This is a genomic window from Pseudomonas gebzensis, assembly GCF_034427815.1.
Classification (GTDB): Bacteria; Pseudomonadota; Gammaproteobacteria; order Pseudomonadales; family Pseudomonadaceae; genus Aquipseudomonas.
Window position 1 is genome coordinate 23,397 of the sequence record NZ_JAXQNS010000008.1, and the last position, 24,079, is coordinate 47,475.

The window sequence follows — 24,079 nt, forward strand, 5'->3', positions numbered from 1 at the left end:
ACCCGACATATGCCGGCAAAGTAGGCGAGGTGCCCGGTGGTCATGGAAAGTCGGTAGAATGCGCATTTTTCATCATTTCGGAGCCAGGTCTTGCGCGAAATCGTCTTGATCAACATCACCGGCGAAGACCGACCCGGTCTCACTGCCGCTCTCACCGGCGTCCTGCTCCAGGGCGGTGTGAACATTCTCGACATCGGTCTGGCCGTCATGCATGGCACGTTGTCGTTCGGCATTCTGGTCGACATCCCCGACAACGAGGTAGCCACTCAGCTGTTGCAGCGCGTGCAGGCCAAAGCCCACGAACTGAACCTGCAGGCCCGCTATACGCCGATCTCCGAAGCCGACTACCAGCATTGGGCCGAAGGCCAGGGCGATGCGCGGCATGTGGTGACGCTGCTGAGCCGGCAGATCACCCCCGAGCAACTGCAGCGTGCCAGTGCGGTGATTTCCAGCTATGGCATGACCATCGAGCGCATCGAACGGTTGTCTGCACGCGTCAGCCTTGACGCGCCGCTGGATAACAGCCGGGCCGCGGTGGAAATCTCCGTGCGCGGCGAGCCAAGCGATGTGCAGGCCCTGCGCGCCGATTTCTTCGCGTTGTCCGGCGAGTTGAGCGTCGACATCGCCTTCCAGAAAGACGACCTGTTCCGCCGCAATCGGCGCCTGGCGGTGTTCGACATGGACTCCACACTGATCGAGGCAGAAGTCATCGACGAGTTGGCCAAGGCCGCCGGCGTTGGCGAGCAAGTGGCCGCCATCACCGAACGGGCCATGCGCGGCGAGCTGGATTTTCGCGCCAGTTTCAAGGAGCGCATGGCGCTGCTCAAGGGCCTGGACGTCAGCGTGCTGGATGAAATCGGCGCCTCGCTGCGCCTCACCGAGGGTGCCGAAAACCTGTTCGCCGAGCTCAAGCGCCTGGGCTACAAGACGGCCATTCTTTCCGGTGGCTTCAGCTACTTCGCCAAACAGGTGCAGGCACGCCTGGGTATCGATTACGTGTTCGCCAACGAGCTGCAGGCGGTCGACGGCAAACTGACTGGCATGGCGGTCGAGCCGATCGTCGATGCCCAGCGCAAGGCCGAGCTGTTGCAGGAGCTGGCGATCAAGGAAGGTGTGCAGCTGGAGCAGACCATCGCCGTCGGTGATGGCGCCAACGACCTGCCAATGCTGGCCCTGGCCGGGCTGGGCGTGGCTTTCCGCGCCAAACCACTGGTGCGTCAGTCGGCCAAGCAGGCCATTTCCACCCTCGGGCTCGATGGCGTGCTGTACCTGCTGGGCCTGCGCGACCGCCAGACCCGCAACTGAGGGCCCCCCAGCGCCTGCGTCGGCAGTTCACGCGCCGCAGCCTGGTAGCGTCCTGAACCGCTGGAAGGGCTGTGATGCCGCCCTTTACCTCGACGTTGCTCAAGCACCTCGCAGCTGTCTGGCCAGTGCGCGCGCACAAAAAAACGCCCGATGCAGAACATCGGGCGTTTTCCGTGAAGCTGAGCCGCGATGGCGCTAGCCGGCGATCCCGGCGGTCAAGCCTGCGTCGGCATGGCCAGCAACTGGCCCATGCGCACGGCTGAGCCCGCGCCCACATCGCCCCATTGCATCTGTTCAGGGCCAAACAGCACGACCACGGTCGACCCCAGCTTGAAGCGGCCCATTTCGGCGCCTTTCTCCAGGTGGATCGGCGCGCGGCTGGCTTCGTCGTAGCGCACGCTCTTGAGTTCGCGCTTGGGCGGCGTGACCAGCCCGGCCCAGACGGTTTCGATCGAGGCCACGATCATTGCGCCGACCAGCACCATGGCCATCGGCCCGCGCTCGGTGTCGAACAGGCACACCACACGCTCGTTGCGCGCGAACAGCTCGGGAACGTTTTCAGCCGTGGTCTGGTTGACCGAGAACAGTTGGCCCGGCACATAGACCATTTCGCGCAGGGTACCGGCCAGCGGCATGTGCACGCGGTGGTAGTCCTTGGGCGACAGGTAAACGGTGGCGAACTCGCCGCCCATGAACGGTGCGGCCAAGGCGGGGTCACCGCCGAGCAGTTCCTGGGCGCTGAAGCTGTGGCCCTTGGCCTGGAAGATGCGGCCATGCTCGATCTTGCCGACTTGGCTGACAGCGCCGTCGGCCGGGCAGAGGATGGCGTCAGGGGTTTGATCGAGCGGACGAGCATCGGGCTTCAATGCGCGGGTGAAAAAGGCGTTGAAGTGCTCGTAGGCGGTGAGGTCTTCGACCTGAGCCTGAGACATGTCCACTTGATAGCGCTTGGCGAACCAGGCAGTGAAGGCGTTCTTGAACCAATGCACGCGGCACTCGGCGATGCAGCCGGCCAGGCGCGAGAGCAAATGGTGGGGCAGCAGGTACTGGCTGAGAATGAACAAACGGGATTTCATTGGGTTTCCTTAAACGTCTACAGGCGTGTCCGGGTGGTTGCCCCACTCGCTCCACGAGCCGGCGTAGGCCTTGACCCGTGGGTAGCCGAGGGATTTTGCCACCAGATAAGTGAAGCCGGACCGGCGATGACTCTGGCAGTGGGTGACCACTTCCTTGTCCGGGGTGATGCCGTGGGCGTGCAACAGCGCAGCAGCGTCGGCGCGGATGCGCAAGCAGTCGGCAGGGTTCATGGCAGCGGTCCACTCGAGGTTGATCGCACCGGGAATGTGCCCGCCACGGGCTGCCAGTACCTTGGTGCCGGCGAACTCGTCAGGTGCGCGGGCATCCCAGATGGCCAGGTCCGCTGCGCCCAGGCGGCTTTGCAGGTATTCGCGGGTGGCGGTGGGTTCGGTGTGCAGTTGCAGGCTCACATCGGTGCACACGCTGGCCGGCGTCTCGGTGGACAGCGCCTCCACCGGCCAGGCCTGGATGCCGCCGTTGAGGTAGTGATAGCGGTGGTGGCCGATCACATCGAGCAACCAGATGAAGCGGCCGGCCCAGCTGCCGCCCTCTTCGTCATAGACCACGTACACCGCATTGTCGTGATGACCGAGCTCGGCGAACAGCTTCTCCAGGTGGGCCTGGCTGGGCAGCAAGCCGGGTGCCGGAGGCTGGCCGAGCTGGGTGCGTTTGCTGTCGACCCAGTGCGCGCCGGGGATATGCCCGGCCGCGTAACGGCTGGCGCTGGTCAGGTCGACCAGAATCAGCTCAGGCGAATCCAGGCGCGGCAGCAGGTCTGCCGCCTCGATCACCAACGGCAAGCCGGAAAAGTCAGTCATCCACGGTCTCCGAAAAAAGAGCGGCGATTGTAGCCCAGGCGTTGTATGAAAACTGCCTGCGCGGTGATGGAGCTGCGCGCAAAGAAGCATCGCGGGCGTTGGTCGACGGTGCAATGCCTGGCTCTTTTCGCGGTGCCGGGGTGGTTCACGGCCATGCGGGCAGCGTCAGGCGCTGCGATGGCTGAAGGTCGCCAAGGCGCGTTCGATGCACTGCACGGTCTTGGCAAACGCCTGTACGCTGACCTCCGACAGGGGCCGGGCGCTTTGGTCGGCCAGCACCAGCATGGCGACATGGCCGTTGACGGCCAACGAGCGCATCAACAGGTGCTCGCTGCGCAGGAAGGGGCGCAGCGGGGCAGGTATCAGGGGGGCGTACTGGCGGTGGTTTTCCGGCGTCAGGCGCAGCTGGCCTGCCTGGCTGGTGAGCCGCGCCAGCAGCCTGTTGTCGGCCACTGGCAAGGTCTGCGCCAGCGCTTCGGTGGGCAGACCGGCGATCTGCTGTACGCGCAGGCATTCATTGACGCGGTCGAACGACAGCAGCATGACCCGCGTGAAACCGCAGGCGGTCAAGGCATCGCGCGCCTGGGTGGCAAGGTGCACGGCATTGGTGAAGCGATTGCTCTGGGCCAGCAGTTCAGTGCACAGGGTGCGCCAGGTGACCAGGTCTTCTGCCGAGGGCGGCGGGGGCGGCAGCATGTCCGGGTGCAGGCGGCGCTGCTGCCAGGGCCAGAGCAGCGCTTCGGCCGGGTGGAACAGGCCGGCTCGGGCATGGCGCCGGGCGCTGGCGGCAGCCTGTTGGTGCACCTGGTTCTGCACATCGTCCAGGCTGGTCTGCAGGTACAGCGCGGTGAGCAACTGCCAGCGCAACAAGTGCGGGTTGTCCCAGCCCACTTGCGCGGCCAGCGCTAAATTGTTGGCCAGCAACACGGTGTTGGCGGGTTGGTTGAACCAGCGGCGCAGGCCGGGTTCCTGGTCCAGGCGGTGTTGCTGTTCCAGCGGATCCTGCTCACGGGAGATGCTGATCACCTGGGCCAGATGCTCACGCTCTTCGAGCAGCAGGCGGTAACCCTGGGTCACCCACTCTGGCAGCCGCCAGTGTTCGGCCACCGCGCGGCACAGCGCCATGATGCGTACGCCGAACAGCTCCTGCTCGACCTGCGCCGCGTCCTCACCGCGGTGAATGACCCGCAGCTCCCAGGTATCGAGCAATGCGGGGTAGGTCAGCGCCAGCGGCCACAGTGGCGACAGAAACAACAGGCTGCCCCAGTGGATTTCCTGCCATAGCCGTGCCAGACGGCTGGCGAACAGGCCGCTGGCCTGCTGGCTGGCGTGCTGGCTGATCTGCACGAACTGGTTGAGCGTGGGCGGCAGGTCGCTGCTGGGTATCGCCGGCAGGCGGGCGAGCAGTTGCGCGCAGCGCGCCAGGCCCAGGCGATTGAGCGCCACTTCCAGGCTTTCGGCCGGTTCTGCCTGGCTGGCGTTGGCCGAGTGGTTGGCCTCACGCATCACCGACAGCACCAGCGCGGGGCTGCCCTGCATCAGTTCAGCGATGTCGCGCAGCGAGCGGCGTGAGTCGTTGATGGCCGACAGCACGCGGTCGTGGCTTTCCTTCGGAACAGGAAGCCGAACGCCATCGAGCACCTTCACCCACGCCTCTAGCGTCGATGGAGTCTGACTTGGGACCTTGGTTTCACTTGGCATTTTGACATCAGTCCGAACTGGCTTTTCGCTAGGAGTGGCTATAGTCTGGCGCAGTTCTGCCGATAAGTAGAAGAAGAGTTTCAGAGCCCCCCTCAAGGTCCTTTTTCACATCTGCTAATACGTTGAATTTATGGCAAAAATTATCGGCATTATCATCGTATTCGCCAGCGTGCTCGGCGGTTACGTTCTCTCGCACGGCAAGATCGGTGCCCTGATTCAGCCGTTCGAAGTGCTCATCATCGGCGGCGCCGCACTGGGTGCGTTCATCCAGGCCAACCCCGGCAGCATGACGATGCACGTCTTCAAGAAATCCCTGAAGATGTTCAAGTCGCGTTATACCCACGCTTTTTATCTGGAAGTGCTGAGCCTGGTGTACGAGATCCTCAACAAGAGCCGCCGCGAAGGCATGATGGCGATTGAGGCCGACATCGAAGACCCCGCCGCCAGCCCCATCTTCAGCAAGTACCCGAGCATCATCGGTGACGCATCGATGATCGCGTTCATCTGCGATTACCTGCGCATCATGTCCACCGGCAACATGGCGCCCCATGAGCTTGAAGGCTTGTTCGACATGGAGCTGCTGAACATGAAGGAAGAGCTCGAGCACCCCTCTCATGCGGTCACCGGCATTGCCGATGGCATGCCTGGTTTCGGTATCGTCGCGGCGGTACTGGGCATCGTGGTGACCATGGCGTCGCTGGGTGAGGGCGACCAGGCGGCCATCGGTATGCACGTCGGTGCGGCGCTGGTCGGTACCTTCTTCGGTATTCTCGCGGCCTACGGCTTCTTCGGCCCGCTGGCCAATTGCCTCAAGCACGATGCCAAGGAAGAGATCAACGTGTACGAGGCGATCAAGGCCTCGTTGGTGGCTTCGGCCTCCGGCATGCCGCCCACGCTGGCCGTGGAGTTCGGCCGCAAGGTGCTCTACCCGGGCCATCGTCCAAGCTTCGCCGAGCTGGAACAAGCGGTCCGCGGTCGCTGAGTCATGGAGAACAACCAGCCCATCATCGTCAAGCGCGTCAAGCGCTTCGGCGACGGACACCACGGCGGCGCCTGGAAAATCGCCTTCGCCGACTTCGCCACGGCCATGATGGCGTTCTTCCTGGTGCTGTGGCTGATGTCCACGGCTACGCCGGAGCAGAAGATCGCCATTGCCGGCTACTTCCAGGACCCGATCGGTTTTGCCGAAAGCGGCACGCCTTACGTCATCGACCTGGGCGGCACGCCGGAGATGGCGCCGGACAAGACCATCAATCCTGAACAGAACATGGAATCCACGCCGCCGCTCAACCCGCAGGTGAACAAGGACCAGGTCGAAAGCATGGCCGAGCAGGTCGAGCGCGAGCGTCTGGAACTGTTGCTGCAAGAGCTGCAGAACAAGGTCAACGAGAACCCCGAGCTACAGAAGTTCAAGGACCAGATCCTCTTCGAGATCACCCAGGACGGCCTGCGTATCCAGATCATGGACGCCGAAAACCGGCCGATGTTCGACCTGGGCAGCGCTCGCCTGCAGCCGTATTTCGAAGACATTCTGCTGGCCATGGCCGACACCATCAAGGCGGTGCCGAACAAGATCAGCGTCAGTGGCCACACCGACGCCAAGCCCTTCGCCGGCAGCGGCGGCTTTGGCAACTGGGAGCTATCGGCCAACCGCGCCAATGCCGCGCGCCGTGCGCTGGTCACCGGGGGTTACCCGGATGAGCAGGTGGCGCGGGTGGTGGGCTATGCGTCGTCTTCGCTGTTCGATCGAAAGGACCCGCTGAACCCGGTCAACCGCCGCATCGATATCGTGGTGCTGACCAAGAAGGCCCAGCGCGACATCGAAGGCGAGCAGGGCACCCAGCCGCCCGCCACACCGAGCGCTACGACTCCACCGCCGGCCGGCGCTGCAACGGGTGTGCCCGCCGCGAACGGGGCCAGTGCCGACAAAGCACCGATGCAGCCCCGCGAACTGCGCCAGAAGCTGAACATCTTCGAGGACGGCACACTGCGCATGGAGGATAGCCAGGAATAACGGGCTGACGGCCCTGTAAAACGCCCATGACCGCCAAGCGGTTCATGGGCGTTTTAGGTTGGGGCACAACGGCGCGCTTGCAGTTCAGGCGCTCTTGAAGATCAGTAGGACTCTTCGGGCAAACTGGCGATGATCGAGCGGTAGCTGCTCATTCGTGGCGCCGAGATGCGTCCCTCATCCAGCGCCTTGAGCAGTGCGCAACCGGGTTCACGCTCGTGCTTGCAGTCGCGGAAGCGGCAGGTGCCGAACAGGTCGCGAAACTCGATGAAGCCTTCCTCGACATCATCCCGGCTGACGTGGCCCAGGCCGAATTCACGGATGCCCGGGGAGTCGATCAGGTCACCGCCGTTGGGGAAGTGGTACAGCCGTGCGGTAGTGGTGGTATGGGTGCCTTGCCCTGACCATTCCGACAGATCGCCAACCCGGGTCTGCGCCTGTGGCAGCAAGCTGTTGACCAGAGACGACTTGCCCACACCCGATTGCCCGACGAACACGCTGATATGCCCATCGAGCAGGCCCTGCAGGCGCTGCATGCCATCACCGTGGTGCGCCGAGACTTCCAGCAACGGATAGCCCAGGTCGCGATAGACCGCGAGCAGGGCATTGAGCCCCGGGGCGTTGTCTTCGTTGATCAGGTCTGCCTTGTTCAGCAGCAGCAACGGGCGCAGCCCGGCATGCTCGGCGGCCACCAGGTAACGGTCGATCAGGTTGGGGTGTGGCTCTGGCGCCGGGGCGAATACAATGACGATCAGGTCGACGTTGGCCGCCACCGGCTTGAGCTGGCCGTGGTTGTTCGGGCGGCGCAGCTCGGTGCTGCGCGGCATCTGCGCGACGATTACGCCAATGCCCTGGTTGCCCGTGCGCCAGACCACGCGATCGCCGGTGACCAGCGCCGGCAGGTTGGCGCGTAGGTGGCAACGGAACACTTCGCCTGCGTTTTCGCCTTCTTGCGCCTCGACTTCCACCTGTACGCCGAAGTGCGCGATCACCAGGCCCAGTTGCTCAGGGCCGAGGTCGCCACCTTCCAGTTCCTGCAAGGTGTGTTGTTCACGTTTGGCGGCACGAGCGGCGCGCTCGTTCTGGATCTTTTCGATGCGCCAGTTTTGCCGGCGATTGAGTTGGCGTTTGGCCATGAGGTTTCCGTTGTGGCGGCTTGGAGAAAAACAGCACGCAGTCTAGCACGCTGCGCCTTGCGCTTATCGGCTGCCTTTGGGCCAGCCGACGGCTAGGCTACTATGGGCGGCTACCCGAGGAGCCTTTATGCACAACCCACAGAACCTGATCTGGATCGACCTGGAAATGACCGGCCTGGATCCCGACAACGACGTCATCATCGAGATGGCCACCATCGTCACCGACAGCGACCTCAACACCCTGGCCGAAGGCCCGGTGATCGCCATCCACCACAGTGACGAGGTGCTGGCGCGCATGGACGAGTGGAACACCCGCACCCATGGCAATTCCGGGCTGACCCAGCGCGTACGCGACAGCCGCGTCAGCATGGCCGAGGCTGAAGCCCAGACCGTGGCGTTTCTCGAACAGTGGGTACCCAAAGGCAAGTCACCGATCTGCGGCAACAGCATCTGCCAGGACCGCCGCTTCCTGTATCGCCACATGCGCACGCTGGAGAACTACTTCCACTACCGCAACCTCGACGTCTCGACCCTCAAGGAACTGGCCGCACGCTGGGCGCCCCATGTGCGCGACAGTTTCCACAAGGGCGGTACGCACCTGGCGCTGGACGACATCCGCGAGTCGATCGCAGAACTGCGTCACTACCGCGAACATTTCATCAAGGTCTGACCCGCACGGGCATCGATTCAGTCGCTGCCCCCTTCTGGTGCGTCGAGAGACTGGGTAGACTGCGCGCCTTTTGCGCACGGGCCTGCACCATGTTGTTGATGCTCTACCTCATCGCTATCACGGCCGAAGCCATGACCGGCGCATTGTCGGCCGGTCGCCGCGGCATGGACTGGTTCGGCGTGGTGCTGATCGCCTGCGTCACGGCCTTGGGCGGTGGCTCGGTGCGCGACGTGCTGCTGGGCCACTATCCGCTGACCTGGGTAAAACACCCTGAATACCTGGTGCTGACCAGTCTTGCGGCCATCGTGACGATGATCATCGCGCCCTTGATGCGTCGCTTGCGCGCGCTGTTTCTGGTGCTCGATGCCCTGGGCCTGGTGGCTTTCACCCTGATCGGCTGCATGACTGCATTGGAGATGGGCCAGGGCATGCTGGTGGCGTCGATCAGCGGGGTGGTCACGGGGGTGTTCGGCGGCATCTTGCGGGACATCTTCTGCAACGATATTCCCTTGGTGTTTCGCCGCGAGCTGTACGCCAGCGTGTCGTTCGCGGCGGCGTGGTTCTATCTGGGCTGCGTGCATTTCCACGTAGCGGCCGAGCAGGCCATGCTGCTGACCTTGTTCGGCGGCTTCCTACTACGGCTGCTGGCCATCCGCTTTCACTGGGAAATGCCCAAGTTTCACTACAACGATCAGCAGTGATCGGCGCGGCGCCGGTGTTCGTCCAGCGCCCATTGCACGTGTTCCCTGACCAGCTCGGAAGAATCCTCACGGCGTGCACCCAGTGCTTCAAGCACGGGGATGGTCGAGGGTGCATTGCCCAATCCTACCGCCAGGTTGCGCAGCCAGCGCTCGTAGCCTGCACGGCGCAGCGGTGAGCCTTCCGTCAGGCTGAGAAAGCGCGCTTCATCCCAGAGAAACAGCTCGGCCAGCTCAGCGTTGTCCAGGCCGTGGCGCGGCATGAAGTCGTTTTCCTGGGTGGGGCGGGCGAAGCGGTTCCACGGGCAGACGATCTGACAGTCATCGCAGCCGAATACGCGGTTGCCGATCATCGCGCGCAGCTCGACGGGAATGGCACCCTTGAGCTCGATGGTGAGGTAGGAGATGCAGCGCCGGGCGTCCAGCACATAGGGGCCGACGAAGGCCTGGGTCGGGCAGATGTCCAGGCAGGCGCTGCAGCGGCCGCAGTGCTCGCTGGTCTGGGCCGGGTCGACCGGCAGCGGCACGTCGACGAACAGCTCGGCGAGGAAGAAGTAGCTGCCCGCCTTGCGGTTGAGCAGCAAGGTGTTCTTGCCGATCCAGCCGAGGCCGGCTTCCTGGGCAATGGCCTTTTCCAGTACCGGCGCGCTGTCAACGAAGGCGCGGTAGCCGAACGGACCAATCGCCTGCTCAATGCGGTCGGCCAGGTGCTGTACGCGCTTGCGCACCAGCTTGTGGTAGTCGCGGCCCAGGGCGTAACGCGACACGTAGGCCTTTTCCGGTTGCGCCAGTACCTGGGCCATGCGCGTGTCACCGGGCAGGTAATCCATGCGCAAGGACACCACGCGCAACGTGCCGGGGATCAGTTGTTCCGGGTGCGCGCGCTTGCTGCCATGGGCGGCCATGTAGTCGAGCTCGCCGTGGTAGCCCGCTGCAAGCCAGCGCTCCAGGTGCTGTTCGTGCTCGCCAAGGTCGACCCCGGCGATGCCGACATGGGCAAAACCGAGTTCGCGGCCCCAGTCTTTGATCGATTGGGTCAGTGTGGGCAGGTCGGGAAGGAAAGCAGGCATGGATGGGCAGGGCAATACAGGCTCAGGTGCGTATAATTCTGCCAGACATCGGAGCCCTTGACCCTATGCCTCAGACCAAACACCGCACGAACGCCGCGCAAGTGCTCGGTGCGCACAACCTGCCACGCCTGGCGCCCCGCCCGCCAGATGCCCATAAAGGTGCCTTCGGCCACGTCCTGGTAGTCGGTGGCGACCTCGGCACCGGCGGCTCGGTGCTGCTCAGCGCCGAGGCCGCCCTGCGCTGCGGCGCCGGGCTGGTGAGCGTGGCGACCCGCCCCGAGCACGTCTCGGCGAGCCTTGCCCGGCTGCCGGAAACCATGTGCCTGGGCGTGGAGTCGGCCAATCAGCTGATGACGGTCCTTGAGCGGGCTTCGGTGCTGGTCGTGGGGCCCGGCCTGGGCCAGACCGCCTGGGGCCGCAGCCTGTTGTCGGTGGTCGCGCGCAGCGAGCAGGCGCAGGTCTGGGATGCCGATGCGCTGAATCTGCTGGCCGACCATCCACTGGCCATGCCGGCCGGTAGCATCCTCACCCCGCACCCGGGCGAGGCTGGCCGGCTGCTGGGCATGTCCACCGAAGCGGTGCAGGCCGACCGCCCGTGGGCGGCGCGCACCTTGGCCCGGCGTCACGCCAGCCACTGCGTGCTGAAGGGCGCCGGTACGCTGATCGCGGCGCCGGACGGGGAACTGGCCGTGTGCAACCGTGGTCATTCAGCGATGGCCGGGGCCGGCTTCGGCGACGTGTTGACCGGCGTGCTGGCCGCGCTGCTGGCCCAAGGCCTGGCGCCGTGGCAGGCGGCCACGCTGGGCGTATGGCTGCACGCCTGCGCCGGTGAGCGGCTAGGGCCACGGGGCAGGGGGCTGGCGGCAAGCGATGTGATACCGGTCATTCGAGAGTTGTTAGAGGAACATTCAACGTGTCAGGCATAACCCTTTTTCTTGCCGATGAACCGGCCACCGTCGCCTTTGGCGCCCGTCTGGCTGCGGTCACCGGCGGCCATGGCATCATTTTTCTCGAAGGCGACCTGGGTGCTGGCAAGACCACGTTGTCGCGCGGCCTGATCCGTGGCCTCGGCCACACCGGCGCGGTGAAAAGCCCGACCTTCACGGTGGTCGAGCCCTACGAAATCGGCACGCTGCGCGCCTACCATTTCGACCTCTACCGCCTGGTCGATCCAGAGGAGCTAGAGTTCATGGGCATTCGCGACTATTTCGAAGGCGATGCCCTGTGTCTGTTCGAGTGGCCAGAAAAGGGTGCGGGCATTTTGCCAAAGCCTGACCTGACCATTACCATGAGCCCCCAGGCGGGCGGACGCTCCCTGGTCCTGACGCCGCAGGGCTCTCGTGGCGAAGCATGGTGTGCCGCTCTGGCCGCCGATAATCATAAGTGAGTGGGGTAGGTATGCGCATACGCGCACTGGTCGCCGTGGTCGGGCTGTTGCTCAGCGCGGTGACCCTGGAAGCGTTGGCCGTCACGCAGGTCAAGAGCATGCGCCTGTGGCGCGCGCCCGATAACACGCGGCTGGTCTTCGACCTGTCCGGCCCGGTGCAGCACAGCGTGTTCACCCTCAGCGCCCCCGACCGGCTGGTGATCGACATCAACGGCGCCACCCTCGGCGGCGCGCTGAATGCATCCACCTCCAACACCCCGATTACCAGCGTGCGCACCGCGCAGCGCACGCCCACCGATCTGCGTGTGGTCATCGACCTGAAAAAGTCGGTCACACCCAAGAGCTTCACGCTGGCGCCCAATGCCCAGTACGGCAATCGCCTGGTGGTCGACCTGTACGACCAGGAGTCCGATGCCATCGCAGCGTCCAACCCCACGCCCCCCCCCGTGCCGACGGTCATACCGCCGATCACCACGCCTGCCGTGCCTGTGACGCCGGCACAGCCGCAAATCAAGCTGCCGCCCGTGCCCAGTGGCAAGCGCGACATCGTCGTGGCCATCGATGCCGGCCACGGCGGCGAAGACCCGGGCGCCTCCGGCTCGCGTGGCCAGCACGAGAAAGACATCGTGTTGCAGATCGCCAAGGAGCTGCAGCGCCAGATCAACGCGGAGCGGGGCTTCCGTGCCGAGTTGACCCGTACCGGCGACTATTTCATCCCGCTGCGCAAGCGTACCGAGATCGCGCGCAAGAAAGGTGCTGACCTGTTCGTCTCGATTCACGCCGATGCCGCGCCGTCCAAGGCCGCGTTTGGTGCGTCGGTGTTTGCCTTGTCCGATCGCGGCGCCACCTCGGAAACCGCCCGCTGGCTGGCCGACACAGAAAACCGCTCCGACCTTATCGGCGGCGCCGGCAACGTCAGCCTGGACGACAAGGACCGCATGCTGGCGGGCGTGCTGCTCGATCTGTCGATGACGGCCACGCTCAGTTCCAGCCTCAATGTGGGGCAGAAGGTGTTGGGCAACATGGGCCGTGTCACCTCGCTGCACAAGCAGCGTGTCGAACAGGCCGGGTTCATGGTGCTGAAGTCGCCGGACATCCCGTCGATCCTGGTCGAGACCGGCTTCATCTCCAACGCCAATGAAGCGGCCAAGCTGGCCTCCAGTAGCCACCAGCAGGCCCTGGCGCGCTCCATTCACACCGGCTTGCGGCAGTTCTTCCAACAGAATCCGCCGCCCGGCACCTACATTGCCTGGCTGCGTGACAGCGGCAAGATCGCCCAGGGGCCGCGCGACCACACCGTGCGGCCCGGCGAAACCCTGGCCATGCTCGCGGTGCGGTATCAGGTCAGCGTGGTCAGCCTGCGCTCGACCAACAGCCTCAAGACGGACGAGCTGAAAGTCGGCCAGCACCTGAACATTCCGGCGACCACGCTGGCGTCGCAGCAATGAGTGGCGGGTCACGCATCGAGCTGCTCAGCCCGCGGCTCGCCAACCAGATCGCGGCTGGCGAGGTGGTCGAGCGCCCGGCCTCGGTGGCCAAGGAGCTGCTGGAAAACAGCCTCGACTCTGGCGCCCGGCGCATCGACGTCGAGGTTGAACAAGGTGGGGTGAAACTGCTGCGGGTGCGCGACGATGGCGTCGGTATCTCGGCAGACGATTTGCCGCTGGCGCTGGCGCGCCATGCCACCAGCAAGATTCGTGAACTCGAAGACCTCGAAGGCGTGCTCAGCCTGGGCTTTCGCGGTGAAGCGCTGGCCTCGATCAGCTCCGTGGCGCGTCTGACCCTCACCTCGCGCACCGCCAGCGCCACTGAGGCCTGGCAGGTCGAGACCGAAGGCCGGGACATGTCGCCGCGCGTGCAACCTGCGGCACACCCGGTCGGCACCTCGGTGGAAGTGCGTGACCTGTTCTTCAACACCCCGGCCCGGCGCAAGTTTCTCAAAACCGAAAAAACCGAATTCGACCACTTGCAGGAAGTGATCCGCCGCCTGGCCCTGGCCCGTTTCGATGTGGGCTTCCATGTGCGGCATAACGGCAAAAGCGTGCTCAGCCTGCACGAGGCCTCGGATGAGGCTGGCCGCGCGCGGCGTGTGGGCGCCATCTGTGGCCCAGGCTTTCTCGAGCAGGCCTTGCCGGTGGATGTCGAGCGCAATGGTGTGCGGCTGTGGGGTTGGGTCGGCTTGCCGACGTTTTCGCGCAGCCAGGCCGATCTGCAGTACTTCTTCGTCAACGGCCGCGCGGTGCGCGACAAGCTGGTGGCCCACGCGGTACGCCAGGCTTACCGGGACGTGCTGTTCAACGGCCGGCATCCGACTTTCGTGCTGTTTCTGGAGCTGGAGCCGAGCGGCGTAGACGTCAACGTGCACCCGACCAAGCATGAAGTGCGCTTCCGTGAAGGGCGCATGGTGCATGATTTTCTCTACAGCACGTTGTATCGGGCGATTGCCGAGGTGCGGCCAGAAGATCAATTGGCGGCGCCGGCCGCGGCCAGCGAAATCGTCAAGCCTACCGGCTTGCAGGCCGGTGAGTTTGGTGGTCAGGGCGAGATGCGCCTGTCAGCGGCAGCCTCAGAGCAGCCCCAAGGGCAACCCTACTCGGCGCCTTCTGGGGGTGGCGGCAGTGGCAGTGGCGCCGGTTACGGCTACCCGTACACGCCCCGCACGTCACAGTCATTGCCGGTTGCCGAAGCTGGCGCTGTGTACAAAACCTATTTCGCCCCGCTGGGGAACGGCGCGCCCGCGGCGGCAGCGCTGCCCGAGCAACAAGGCGATGTTCCGCCGCTGGGCTTCGCCTTGGCGCAGCTCAAGGGCATTTACATCCTCGCCGAAAACGCTGCTGGTCTGGTGCTGGTGGACATGCATGCCGCCCATGAACGGATCATGTACGAGCGCTTGAAAGTGGCGATGGCCAGTGAGGGTCTGAGCGGACAGCCACTGTTGGTGCCGGAAAGCCTGGCGATGAGCCAGCGCGAGGCCGATTGCGCCGAAGAACATGCGCAGTGGTTCCAGCGCCTGGGCTTCGAGCTGCAACGGCTCGGCCCGGAAACCCTGGCGATCCGGCAGATTCCGGCGCTGCTCAAGCAAGCCGAGGCCAACCGCCTGGTGCAGGACGTACTCGCCGACCTGATGGAATATGGCACCAGCGACCGTATTCAGGCGCACCTTAACGAGTTGCTCGGGACCATGGCCTGCCATGGTGCGATCCGTGCCAACCGCCGGCTGGCCATCCCGGAGATGAACGCCTTGCTGCGCGACATGGAAAGCACCGAGCGCAGCGGCCAGTGCAACCATGGCCGCCCGACCTGGACCCAGATGGGCCTGGACGATCTGGACAAACTATTCCTTCGCGGTCGATGACATGAGTGGCAAGCCCCCCGCACTATTTCTGATGGGCCCGACGGCGGCCGGCAAAACCGACCTGGCGATCGAACTGACCCGCCATCTGCCTTGCGAACTGATCAGCGTGGATTCGGCGCTGGTCTACCGAGGCATGGACATCGGTACTGCCAAGCCTGATGCCGCCACCCTGGCGGCTTACCCGCACCGGCTGATCGACATTCTCGACCCGGCACAAAGCTATTCGGCCGCCGAATTCTGCCGTGATGCCTTGCAGGCCATGGCCGAAATCACCGCCCGCGGCAATATTCCGCTGCTGGTCGGCGGCACCATGCTGTATTTCAAGGCATTGCTCGAAGGGCTGGCGGACATGCCGGCGGCCGATGCGCAGGTGCGCGCCGAGCTTGAGCGGATCGTGGCTGAGCAGGGCCTGGGGGAGCTGCATCGGCAGTTGGCCGGCGTCGACCCTGAGTCCGCTGCGCGGATCCATCCCAACGACCCGCAACGCCTGATACGTGCCTTGGAAGTGTACCGCGTGAGCGGCCTGAGCATGACCGCGCATCGGCAGCGTCAATTGGCTGAAAGTCGCGATTCAGACACAGGCGCTGCGGGGCATTTGCCCTATACTGTCGCGAGTTTGGCGATCGCTCCTACACATCGTCACATTTTGCATGAACGAATTGCGTTACGATTTTCCCAGATGCTGGAACAGGGCTTTGTTGACGAGGTCCGAGTGCTGCGAGCGCGAGCCGATTTGCACGCCGGCCTGCCTGCCATACGGGCAGTGGGCTATCGACAGGTCTGGGATCATCTCGACGGTAAACTGGATGAGAATGAGATGCAGGAGCGCGGTATCATTGCCACGCGCCAATTGGCCAAACGGCAGTTCACCTGGTTGCGCGGATGGTCCGATGTGCACTGGTTGGATAGCCTGGCTTGCGACAATCTGTCCCGCACCTTGAAATACCTGGGAAGCGTCTCCATATTGAGCTGAGTCCCTGCCTATTGCCGGCTATTCTTGCGAAGGGTCGGCGAAATTCGTAGTTTTTTCTGATTTCCCATTATTGATCCTTACAGGAGTGCGGCATATGTCAAAAGGGCATTCGCTACAAGACCCTTACTTGAACACCTTGAGAAAAGAAAAGGTCCCGGTTTCCATCTACCTCGTCAACGGGATCAAGCTGCAGGGCTCGATCGAATCCTTCGACCAGTTCGTCGTGCTGCTGAAGAACACCGTCAGCCAGATGGTCTACAAACACGCCATTTCCACGGTCGTGCCGGCGCGCCCCGTACGCCTGCCAAGCCCGACCGATGCCGAGTCTGGTGATAGCGAACCAGGCAACGCCTGATAGGAGCCCGCATTGTTCTTTGAGCGCCACGGTGGTGGTGAACGGGCGTTGCTCGTTCATTTGGAAGGTCAGAACCCTGAGGCGCGCGAAGACCCGCAGGAGTTTCAGGAGCTGGCACTGTCGGCTGGCGCGGAGATCGTGCAGCTGTCGACAGTGATGCGTCATCAGCCTACGGCCAAGTTTCTGATCGGCAGTGGCAAGGTCGAGGAGTTGCGCGACCTGGTCAAGGCCGAGCATATCGACCTGGTCATCTTCAATCACACCCTAACGCCCAGTCAGGAGCGTAACCTCGAGCGCGTGTTCGAGTGCCGTGTGCTGGATCGGACGGGTCTGATTCTCGATATCTTTGCCCAACGCGCCCGCACCCATGAAGGCAAGTTGCAGGTCGAACTGGCCCAGCTTGAGCACATGAGCACGCGTCTGGTACGCGGCTGGACCCACCTTGAGCGGCAAAAAGGCGGGATCGGCATGCGCGGTCCGGGTGAAACCCAGCTCGAAACCGACCGTCGTCTGTTGCGGGTGCGCCTGCGGCAGATCAAGTCGCGTCTGGAAAAAGTCCGCAGCCAGCGCGAGCAGGCTCGCCGTGGTCGGCGTCGCGCCGATATCCCCTCGGTGTCGCTGGTGGGCTATACCAACGCCGGCAAATCGACGTTGTTCAACGCGCTGACGGCCTCGGACGTGTTCGCCGCCGATCAGCTGTTCGCCACCCTCGACCCGACGCTGCGCCGGTTGGAGCTCAAGGATCTTGGGCCGATCGTGCTGGCCGACACCGTGGGCTTCATTCGCCACCTGCCACACAAACTGGTCGAGGCGTTCCGCGCTACGCTCGAGGAATCGAGCAACTCCGACCTGCTGCTGCATGTCATCGACGCCCATGAGCCCGAGCGCATGGAGCAGATCGAGCAGGTGCTGGCAGTGCTGGGCGAGATCGGTGCCGAAGGCTTGCCGATCCTTGAGGTGTATAACAAACTCGACCTGCTTGAAGGCGTTGAGCCGCAGATCCAGCGCAATGCCGATGGCAAGCCGGAACGGGTCTGGGTCTCGGCGCGCGATGGTCGGGGGCTGGAGCTGGTGGGCCAGGCGATTGCCGAACTGCTGGGGCATGACCTGTTTGTCGGAACATTGCGTCTTGGGCAGCAGTTTGCCCGCTTGCGTGCCCAGTTGTTCACGCTGGGCGCGGTGCAGAGCGAAGATCACGATGAAGAGGGCAGCAGCTTGCTGAGCGTGCGGTTACCGTGGATCGAGCTCAATCGGCTGGTCAGCCGTGATGGGCATGAACCCCAGGCGTTCGTTGAACAACACACTTTGCAATAAATGCCCGTTGCAGTCTCCGGGCAGTGATATCAGGCATTCTGTAGCATTGGACGGCGCGCCGTGGGCGCGTCTTTGCTTTATCAGATGGAGAGCGCTATGGCTTGGAATGAGCCGGGTGGCAACTCGAACAATCAAGATCCCTGGGGCGGTCGACGCGGTGGCGGCGGCGGTGGTGGCGGCGATAAAAAAGGCCCACCGGATCTCGACGAGGCCTTCCGCAAGCTGCAGGACAGCCTTAACGGCATGTTTGGTGGCGGCAAGAAACGCAGCGGCGGCGGTGACCGCCACACGCGCAAGGGCGGTGGCCTGGGCTTGCTGGGCATTGGCCTGGCCGTGCTGGCGGCCATCTGGCTGTACAGCGCCGTGTACGTGGTCGACGAGCAGGAGCAAGCCGTTGTGCTGCGCTTTGGCAAGTACCATGAAACCGTGGGGCCTGGCCTGAACATCTATTTCCCGCCCATTGATCGCAAGTACATGGAAAACGTCACGCGTGAACGTGCGTATACCAAGCAGGGGCAGATGCTCACCGAAGACGAAAACATCGTCGAAGTGCCGTTGACTGTGCAGTACAAGATCACCAACCTGCAAGACTTCGTGCTCAACGTCGACCAGCCTGAAATCAGCCTGCAACACGCCACCGACAGTGCCTTGCGTCACGTGGTGGGTTCGACCTCCATGGACCAGGTCCTGACCGAAGGCCGTGAGCAGATGGCCGTGGACATCCGCGAGCGCCTGCAGCGTTTCCTCGACACCTACCGCACCGGTATCACCGTGACCCAGGTCAACGTGCAAAGCGCGGCCGCTCCGCGTGAAGTGCAGGAAGCCTTCGATGACGTGATCCGCGCCCGGGAAGACGAGCAGCGTGCCCGTAACCAGGCCGAATCCTACGCCAACGGCGTGGTGCCCGAAGCCCGCGGTCAGGCCCAGCGCATCATCGAAGACGCCAACGGCTATCGCGATGAAGTCATTGCCCGCGCCAAGGGTGAAGCCGACCGCTTCACCAAGCTGGTTGCCGAGTACAACAAGGCGCCTGACGTGACCCGCCAGCGTCTGTACCTGGAAACCATGCAAGAGGTCTACAGCAACACCAGCAAGGTGTTGATCACGACCAAGGACGGGCAGAACAATCTGCTCTACCTGCCGCTGGACAAGATGGTCGAAGGCAGCCGCAACGCGCCTACGTCCGCGTCTGGCAGCACCTCGTCGTCGAATGCCGACGCTGCTGCGCGCACCGCACAGGACGCGCAATCGCAACAACAGGCACCACGCAGCAGGGAGAGCCGCTGATGAGCAATAAATCGCTGTTCGCCCTGATCGCCCTTGCGGTGATCGCCCTCATCGGCTGGAACTGCTTCTACATCGTCGCGCAGACCGAGCGTGCGGTGATGCTGCAGTTTGGTCGCGTGGTCCAGGCCGATGTTCAGCCTGGCCTGCATGTGAAGGTTCCTTACGTCAACCAGGTACGCAAGTTCGACGCACGCCTGATGACCCTCGACGCTCCGACTCAACGCTTCCTGACCCTCGAGAAGAAAGCTGTCATGGTCGACGCCTATGCCAAATGGCGCGTCAAGGATGCCGAGCGTTACTACACCGCCACCTCCGGCATGAAGCAGATCGCTGATGAGCGTCTGTCCCGTCGTCTGGAAAGCGGTCTGCGTGACCAGTTCGGTAAACGCACCTTGCACGAGGTGGTGTCGGGTGAGCGTGACGCGCTGATGGCTGACATCACGGCTTCGCTGAACCGCATGGCCAACAAGGAGCTGGGTATCGAAGTCGTCGACGTTCGCGTCAAGGCCATCGACCTGCCCAAGGAAGTCAACCGCAGCGTGTTCGACCGCATGAGCACCGAGCGTGAGCGTGAGGCCCGTGAGCATCGCGCCAAAGGTAACGAGCTGGCTGAAGGCATCCGTGCCGACGCTGATCGTCAGCGCCGCGTACTGTTGGCCGAAGCCTATCGCGAAGCTGAGGAAACCCGTGGTGATGGTGACGCTCAGGCGGCTTCCATCTATGCTAAGGCCTACGGCCAGAACGCTGATTTCTATGCGTTCCACCGCAGCCTGCAGGCTTATCGCGAGAGCTTCTCCAGCAAGAGCGACGTGCTGGTCCTGGATCCGAAGAACGAGTTCTTCCGTTACCTGGACAAGAGCAAGCCGTAAGCGATCGAACCCCGCCGGGCGGCGAAAGCGCCTGGCGGGGTGCATCCTGATTGAAAAGGGGTGTATGATCAGGCAGCCGGGAAATTCCCGGCTTTTTTGCGTCTGCAAGGTCCATTCGCGTTTTGCGCCGGACCTGTTTCGTCAGGATGCAACGTATTCACAGGGTGTTGGTACGGTGGCTGCGCTGGGATCAGTGCTGCCTGCTGTTGCGTGCCGATGCCTGCTTTACTCAAGGCTGCCCATGGGCAGACCGCCCGGACCAGAGGGGAAATGGCGTAATGGCAACGGTAGACCGCTGGCTTCTGCCAGATGGCATCGAGGAAGTACTGCCACCTGAAGCGGCGCGCATTGAAATCGCGCGGCGTCAGGTGTTGGACCTGTTCCAGAGCTGGGGTTACGAACTGGTCGTCACCCCCCATATCGAGTACCTGGAATCGCTGCTCACGGGCGCCGGCCAGGACCTGGACCAGCGCACCTTCAAGGTCGTCGATCCGCAGTCGGGTCGCCTGATGGGCTTTCGTGCCGACTTCACGCCGCAGGTTGCGCGTATCGACGCCCATACCCTGCGCCGCGAAGGCCCGAGCCGTCTGTGCTATGCCGGCAGCGTGCTGCACGCCGAACCGCGTGCCCTGTCGACCTCGCGCAGCCCCATTCAGCTCGGCGCCGAGCTGTACGGCGATGCCAGCCCCACCAGCGATGTCGAAGTCATCAGCCTGATGCTCGCCACCTTGCAGCTGACCGATGTCGCCGATGTACACATGGACCTTGGCCATGTCGGCATCTACCGCGGCCTGGCTCGCGCTGCCGGGCTGTCCGGCACGCTTGAACAGCAGCTGTTCGACGCCCTGCAACGCAAAGCGGTCGATGAAGTGCATGTGCTCACTACCGGCCTGCAGCCTGACCTCAGCGCCATGCTGCGGTCGCTGACCGAACTGTGCGGCAGCCGTGAAGTGCTCAATGAAGCGCGCGTACGCCTGGGCCGTGCCCCGGCTAGCGTCCTGGCGGCACTGGATGACCTGCTGGCCATCGCCGACCGCCTGGCGGCTCGTTTCCCCGAGCTGCCGCTGTACTTCGACCTTGGCGAGCTGCGCGGCTACAACTACCACACCGGCGTCGTGTTCGCGGTGTTCGTGCCGGGCGTCGGGCAGTCGATCGCCCAGGGCGGTCGCTACGATGACATCGGTGCGGATTTTGGTCGCGCACGCCCAGCCACCGGTTTTTCCACCGACCTCAAGACACTGGTCACGCTGGGGCGCGCCGAGGTAGTGATGCCAAGCGGTGGGATCTGGATGCCCGACAGCGGCGACAGCGCGCTGTGGCAGCAGGTCTGCCAGCTGCGCAGCGAAGGCCAGCGGGTGGTCCAGGCGCTGCCGGGCCAGCCGCTCAGCGCCGCACGTGAGGCCGATTGCGATCGGCAATTGATTCAGCAAGACGGGCACTGGCAGGTACTGCCGCTCGCCCTTTAGTTTCTGCGTCGGCAGTGGCCGGCACCAAGTTTGCGAATGAGGACAAGTATCATGGGTAAGAATGTCGTCGTCCTGGGCACCCAATGGGGTGATGAGGGCAAAGGCAAGATCGTCGATCTGCTCACCGAACATGCCGCTGCCGTAGTGCGCTACCAAGGCGGCCACAATGCTGGCCACACCCTGGTGATCAACGGTGAGAAAACCGTCCTGCACCTGATCCCGTCCGGCATCCTGCGCGAAGGCGTGCAGTGCCTGATCGGTAACGGTGTGGTGGTGGCACCCGATGCGCTGATGCGCGAAATCACCAAGCTGGAAGAGAAGGGCGTACCGGTGCGCGAGCGCCTGCGCATCAGCCCGGCTGCCCCGCTGATTCTGTCGTACCACGTGGCCCTGGACCAGGCCCGTGAGAAAGCCCGTGGCGAAGCCAAGATCGGCACCACCGGCCGTGGCATCGGCCCTGCGTACGAAGACAAGGTCGCCCGCCGTGGCCTGCGCATCGGTGATCTGTTCCACCGCGAGCGCTTTGCCGCCAAGCTCGGTGAGCTGCTGGACTACCACAACTTCCAGCTGGTCAATTACTACAAAGAGCCGGCCATCGATTTCCAGCAGACCCTGGACGAGTGCATGGTCTACGCCGAGCAGTTGAAACCGATGATGCTCGACGTCACCGCCGAACTGCACCAGCTGCGCCGCGCCGGCAAAGACATCATGTTCGAAGGCGCTCAAGGCTCGTTGCTGGACATCGACCACGGCACCTACCCCTACGTCACCAGCTCCAACACCACTGCCGGCGGTATCTCTACCGGTTCCGGCGTGGGCCCGATGTACATCGACTACATCCTCGGCATCACCAAGGCCTACACCACCCGCGTGGGTTCCGGTCCGTTCCCCACCGAGCTGTTCGATGACACCGGCGCCACCCTGGCCAAGCGTGGCCACGAGTTCGGCTCGACCACCGGCCGTGCCCGCCGTTGCGGTTGGTTCGATGCCGTCATCCTGCGTCGCGCCATCGACGTCAACAGCATCTCGGGCATCTGCCTGACCAAGCTGGACGTGCTGGACGGCCTGGAAACCATCAACATCTGCGTTGGCTACAAGAGCGCCGAAGGCGATGTGATCGAAGCGCCGACCGACGCCGACAGCTACATCGGCCTGCAGCCGGTGTACGAAACGCTGCCAGGCTGGACCGAATCGACCCTGGGCGTGAAGAGCCTGGACGGTCTGCCAGCCAATGCGCGTGCGTATATCTCGCGCATCGAGGAGCTGGTTGGCGCGCCGATCGACATTATCTCGACCGGACCGGACCGCAACGAAACCATCGTGCTGCGTCATCCGTTCGCCTGATCAGCCTGAGCTGACCAACAAACGCCGCGCCCCTGCCAAGGGGGCGCGGCGTTTTTGTATGCCTGGCTGAGCCCCTCGTGCAAGGTGGCTTATCGGCCAAGTGCTAGACCTTGGTAGCTAAAACCCCTGTACCGGCATAACCCTTGCTGTAAGAAATTTCTGTAGATGCCATCAAAATAGTGGCGCCAGAAAACACGAGGGATACACCGTGTCTGCCATCCTCTCATTGTTACGAAGCCGCCTCTTGCGGCCTGTGTTTGTTGCCTTGGGTATCGCTCTGTTGCTGCAAGTGGTGGTGGCGGTGGTGCTGACCCGCAGCACCGTGAGCGAACTGGAAGCTGACCTCGAGCAGCGTTTCGGCCGCGATAGCGCGACCCTTGCCAACGAGCTGCAACAGGCCGGCCAGGAGGTGCGTTCGGGGCTGGACGGGTTGTCCAGCAGCACCAAGCAGCGCCTGAGTGCCGGCTTGTCTGCCCGATTGCAGAGCGAGCAGCAGCAGTTGCGCACCACCTTGGAGAACAGTCTGAGGGAGTCGGCCAACGACATGGCCGAGTTGCTCGCCTCGGTGGCGCCGCGCGCCATCTGGGACAGCGATGTACCCGTGCTGTCGGACTTCGCCCGGCGCGCCCAGCGCAATCCCAACGTGCTGTTCGTGGTCTATGACGACGCCCAGGGCCAGCACCTGACCCGCTACCTGAACCGGCAGAACCCGATCAACCAGGCGTTGATCGAGAGGGGCCAGGGCGAGCGCGCGCTGGACAAAGTGATCGACGCGGCGCGCCGTGATCCGGCGGTGTACTTCGTCGAGGCCTCGATCAATCCCAATGGCGCCGAGATCGGCAAGGTCCTGCTAGGCGTTTCCACAGCCTCGATCGACCAGCAGCTCACCGCCCTCGACCAACGCTTCAGCGCGCTGATCGCCAGCGGTGAGCAACTGGTCGAGGACAGTCTCGGCGGCGCGGCGGCCGACAGTGGCAACGTGCTGCGCCAGCGTCTGGAAAAAGCGCAGTCCAGCGCCGCCGCCATGCAAGCCAACACCGCCCAGGCGGTGGCCAGTGCGGCCTCAGAGCTGCGTTGGCGGATTGGCCTGATGCTGGCACTGGTCGGCCTGGGCGTGCTGCTGTTGGTGGCCGTGGTGCTTGGCCGACGCGTGCTGAGCAAGGTGCGCCTGTTGATTGGTGCGCTGGATGACCTGGCGGCAGGTGAGGGCGACCTGACTCGCCGCGTCCCGCTCGATAGCCGT

At 63.8% G+C, this 24,079-nt stretch carries 21 protein-coding genes and 1 pseudogene; 17 read left to right on the plus strand and 5 right to left on the minus strand.

Annotated features, from left to right (window positions below):
• Positions 1 to 90: 90 nt before the first annotated feature.
• The gene (gene serB, locus SJI00_RS15890; RefSeq protein ID WP_322462667.1) at positions 91 to 1,305 is read left to right on the plus strand and encodes a phosphoserine phosphatase SerB; all 1,215 of its coding nucleotides are present in this window, start codon (positions 91 to 93) and stop codon (positions 1,303 to 1,305) included.
• 215 nt (positions 1,306 to 1,520) lie between these two features.
• Here the strand turns inward: serB and asd are convergent, their stop codons facing one another.
• The 3 genes from asd to SJI00_RS15905 all read right to left on the minus strand — a co-directional run bounded on the left by asd (position 1,521) and on the right by SJI00_RS15905 (position 4,901).
• The gene (gene asd / locus SJI00_RS15895; RefSeq protein WP_322462668.1) at positions 1,521 to 2,381 is read right to left on the minus strand and encodes an archaetidylserine decarboxylase; all 861 of its coding nucleotides are present in this window, start codon (positions 2,379 to 2,381) and stop codon (positions 1,521 to 1,523) included.
• Positions 2,382 to 2,390: 9 nt separating this feature from the next.
• The gene (locus SJI00_RS15900; protein ID WP_322462669.1) at positions 2,391 to 3,200 is read right to left on the minus strand and encodes a rhodanese-like domain-containing protein; all 810 of its coding nucleotides are present in this window, start codon (positions 3,198 to 3,200) and stop codon (positions 2,391 to 2,393) included.
• 165 nt (positions 3,201 to 3,365) lie between these two features.
• Entirely contained in the window at positions 3,366 to 4,901 is a 1,536-nt protein-coding gene (locus SJI00_RS15905; protein WP_322462670.1) for an HDOD domain-containing protein, read from the minus strand.
• Positions 4,902 to 5,031: 130 nt separating this feature from the next.
• Between SJI00_RS15905 and motA the strand changes: the two genes are divergently transcribed.
• Both motA and motB read left to right on the plus strand, forming a co-directional pair.
• Complete coding sequence (gene motA, locus SJI00_RS15910; protein ID WP_322462671.1) at positions 5,032 to 5,883, plus strand: flagellar motor stator protein MotA; 852 nt, start codon at positions 5,032 to 5,034, stop codon at positions 5,881 to 5,883.
• 3 nt (positions 5,884 to 5,886) lie between these two features.
• Positions 5,887 to 6,915: a flagellar motor protein MotB gene (motB, locus tag SJI00_RS15915; protein WP_322462672.1), complete on the plus strand. Its 1,029-nt coding sequence runs from the start codon at positions 5,887 to 5,889 to the stop codon at positions 6,913 to 6,915.
• A 101-nt stretch (positions 6,916 to 7,016) separates the two neighbouring features.
• On the opposite strand, the gene rsgA is transcribed toward motB, so the two are convergent.
• Positions 7,017 to 8,048 (minus strand): small ribosomal subunit biogenesis GTPase RsgA, encoded by a 1,032-nt coding sequence (gene rsgA, locus SJI00_RS15920; RefSeq protein ID WP_322462673.1) that lies wholly within the window; start codon positions 8,046 to 8,048, stop codon positions 7,017 to 7,019.
• A 127-nt stretch (positions 8,049 to 8,175) separates the two neighbouring features.
• On the opposite strand from rsgA, the gene orn reads away from it, so the two are divergent.
• Positions 8,176 to 8,718 carry an oligoribonuclease gene (orn, locus tag SJI00_RS15925; protein WP_322462674.1) on the plus strand — a complete coding sequence of 181 codons (543 nt, stop codon included), beginning with the start codon at positions 8,176 to 8,178 and terminating at the stop codon, positions 8,716 to 8,718.
• An 89-nt stretch (positions 8,719 to 8,807) separates the two neighbouring features.
• The gene (locus tag SJI00_RS15930) at positions 8,808 to 9,419 is read left to right on the plus strand and encodes a trimeric intracellular cation channel family protein (protein WP_322462675.1); all 612 of its coding nucleotides are present in this window, start codon (positions 8,808 to 8,810) and stop codon (positions 9,417 to 9,419) included.
• On the opposite strand, the gene queG is transcribed toward SJI00_RS15930, so the two are convergent.
• A complete protein-coding gene (queG, locus tag SJI00_RS15935; protein ID WP_322462676.1) occupies positions 9,410 to 10,486 on the minus strand; it encodes a tRNA epoxyqueuosine(34) reductase QueG in 1,077 nt (358 codons plus the stop codon). The two genes, SJI00_RS15930 and queG, sit on opposite strands and share 10 nt — an antisense overlap.
• Positions 10,487 to 10,551: 65 nt before the next feature.
• Here queG and SJI00_RS15940 point away from each other — a divergent pair, with 65 nt between their 5' ends.
• The 12 genes and pseudogenes from SJI00_RS15940 to SJI00_RS22635 form a co-directional block, all read left to right on the plus strand.
• Positions 10,552 to 11,412 (plus strand): NAD(P)H-hydrate dehydratase, encoded by an 861-nt coding sequence (locus SJI00_RS15940; RefSeq protein WP_322462677.1) that lies wholly within the window; start codon positions 10,552 to 10,554, stop codon positions 11,410 to 11,412.
• Positions 11,400 to 11,873, plus strand: a complete 474-nt coding sequence (tsaE, locus tag SJI00_RS15945; protein WP_322462678.1) for a tRNA (adenosine(37)-N6)-threonylcarbamoyltransferase complex ATPase subunit type 1 TsaE — start codon at positions 11,400 to 11,402, stop codon at positions 11,871 to 11,873. The genes SJI00_RS15940 and tsaE overlap by 13 nt, the downstream gene beginning before the upstream one ends.
• Positions 11,874 to 11,884: 11 nt before the next feature.
• The gene (locus SJI00_RS15950) at positions 11,885 to 13,321 is read left to right on the plus strand and encodes an N-acetylmuramoyl-L-alanine amidase (protein ID WP_322462679.1); all 1,437 of its coding nucleotides are present in this window, start codon (positions 11,885 to 11,887) and stop codon (positions 13,319 to 13,321) included.
• A complete protein-coding gene (gene mutL, locus SJI00_RS15955; protein WP_322462680.1) occupies positions 13,318 to 15,228 on the plus strand; it encodes a DNA mismatch repair endonuclease MutL in 1,911 nt (636 codons plus the stop codon). Before SJI00_RS15950 ends, mutL begins: the two co-directional genes overlap by 4 nt.
• A 1-nt stretch (position 15,229) precedes the next feature.
• Positions 15,230 to 16,201, plus strand: a complete 972-nt coding sequence (gene miaA, locus SJI00_RS15960) for a tRNA (adenosine(37)-N6)-dimethylallyltransferase MiaA (protein ID WP_322462681.1) — start codon at positions 15,230 to 15,232, stop codon at positions 16,199 to 16,201.
• 94 nt (positions 16,202 to 16,295) lie between these two features.
• On the plus strand, positions 16,296 to 16,556 hold the full coding sequence (gene hfq / locus SJI00_RS15965; protein WP_312936964.1) for an RNA chaperone Hfq: 261 nt from the start codon (positions 16,296 to 16,298) through the stop codon (positions 16,554 to 16,556).
• A 12-nt stretch (positions 16,557 to 16,568) separates the two neighbouring features.
• Positions 16,569 to 17,870: a ribosome rescue GTPase HflX gene (gene hflX / locus SJI00_RS15970; RefSeq protein WP_322462682.1), complete on the plus strand. Its 1,302-nt coding sequence runs from the start codon at positions 16,569 to 16,571 to the stop codon at positions 17,868 to 17,870.
• 96 nt (positions 17,871 to 17,966) lie between these two features.
• Entirely contained in the window at positions 17,967 to 19,157 is a 1,191-nt protein-coding gene (gene hflK, locus SJI00_RS15975) for an FtsH protease activity modulator HflK (protein WP_322462683.1), read from the plus strand.
• Positions 19,157 to 20,026 carry a protease modulator HflC gene (hflC, locus tag SJI00_RS15980; protein WP_322462684.1) on the plus strand — a complete coding sequence of 290 codons (870 nt, stop codon included), beginning with the start codon at positions 19,157 to 19,159 and terminating at the stop codon, positions 20,024 to 20,026. Before hflK ends, hflC begins: the two co-directional genes overlap by 1 nt.
• Before the next feature lie 278 nt (positions 20,027 to 20,304).
• The gene (locus SJI00_RS15985; RefSeq protein WP_322462685.1) at positions 20,305 to 21,492 is read left to right on the plus strand and encodes an ATP phosphoribosyltransferase regulatory subunit; all 1,188 of its coding nucleotides are present in this window, start codon (positions 20,305 to 20,307) and stop codon (positions 21,490 to 21,492) included.
• Positions 21,493 to 21,543: 51 nt separating this feature from the next.
• Positions 21,544 to 22,836 (plus strand): adenylosuccinate synthase, encoded by a 1,293-nt coding sequence (locus tag SJI00_RS15990; protein ID WP_322462686.1) that lies wholly within the window; start codon positions 21,544 to 21,546, stop codon positions 22,834 to 22,836.
• Between the two features lie 1,090 nt (positions 22,837 to 23,926).
• Positions 23,927 to 24,073, plus strand: a pseudogene (locus SJI00_RS22635) (hypothetical protein); the annotation flags it as partial.
• Between the last annotated feature and the right edge of the window lie 6 nt (positions 24,074 to 24,079).